Source organism: Streptomyces phyllanthi, from assembly GCF_009377205.1.
GTDB lineage: Bacteria > Actinomycetota > Actinomycetes > Streptomycetales > Streptomycetaceae > Streptomyces > Streptomyces phyllanthi.
This window is the reverse complement of record NZ_VJZE01000935.1, coordinates 1-1053: the sequence shown is the minus strand read 5'-3', so window position 1 is coordinate 1053 and position 1053 is coordinate 1. Positions and strand designations below refer to the sequence as shown.

The 1053-nt window shown below is 69.7% G+C and carries 1 protein-coding gene; it reads left to right on the top strand.

Translation table 11 applies throughout. The features are described from left to right. Positions 1-245: 245 nt before the first annotated feature. Positions 246-1040: an IclR family transcriptional regulator gene (locus tag FNH04_RS46235; RefSeq protein ID WP_322725794.1), complete on the top strand. Its 795-nt coding sequence runs from the start codon at positions 246-248 to the stop codon at positions 1038-1040. The last annotated feature ends 13 nt before the right edge of the window (positions 1041-1053 follow it).

Below are 1053 nucleotides of genomic sequence, written 5' to 3'. Positions count from 1 at the left end.
GGGGAAGGGGGCGGCGGGGAATCGGACGGGCTGCTGGTCATGTGCTGCTCAGCGCTCCAAAGCTCGCAGGGTGGCGTCGGCAGGCCCGGACGGCGCGCTACGGTCGGGATTCTCGGTGGGACTCGGTCGGGAATCCCGGTGAAACTCGACGGCAAAGCGTGCGCCGACGGCATTGTCGTTCGGGGACACACGAGAGACAATAACAACATGCTGAACGACGAACAGAATGATGGGTGGAGTTGACGGTGAGCGCAAGCGACCCGGGAAGTCTTGTCCCGGCGGTGACGCGGGCCGTGGCGATCCTTGACGCGCTCGGTGAGGCGGAGGGCCGCCCGCTGTCGGTCAGTGAGATCGCGCGGGCCCTGGGCCTGCCGAAGTCCTCGACGGGGAACCTGTGCGCCTCCCTGGAGGCGGCAGGCATGATCACGCGCAACGGAACAGGTTTCACTCTCGGGCGCAAGCTCGTGGAACTGGGTGGCCGTTATCTGTCCACGGTGGACCAGTTGCGCGACTTCTACGAGTTGTGCCGGCGCAGTGCGCACATCTCCCGGGAGACGGCCCGGGTCGCCGTCCTCGACGGCCTGGACGTGCTCTACCTGGCGAGGTACGACGGCACTCAGCCGCTGCGGCTCACGGCCAACATCGGCGACCGGTTCCCCGCGAACTGCACGGCGACCGGCAAGGCGATCCTGTCGACACTGGATCCGGCGGTGGCCGAGGACCGGCTGCGCGGCCGGACCCTGCCCGCGCTCAGTGAGCGGTCCATCACCTCGGTGCCCGCACTGCTGGAGGACCTGGCGGCGGCCCGTGAGCGGGGTTACGCGGTCGACGACGAGGAGGCCACGGCGGGTGTGCTCTGCCTGGCCGTGCCCGTCAAGGGATTCCGCACGGACTCGTCGCCCTTCGCGATCAGCGTCACCGTGCTCAAGGCGCGGCTCGACGACGAGTTCCGGGAGGCGCTGCTGAAGGACCTGCGCGCCATCGCGGCCGGGCTGGAGAACCCGATGCTGCCGCAGGGGGCATCCGCCGGCGGCGGGTGAGGGGGCGGGGCTC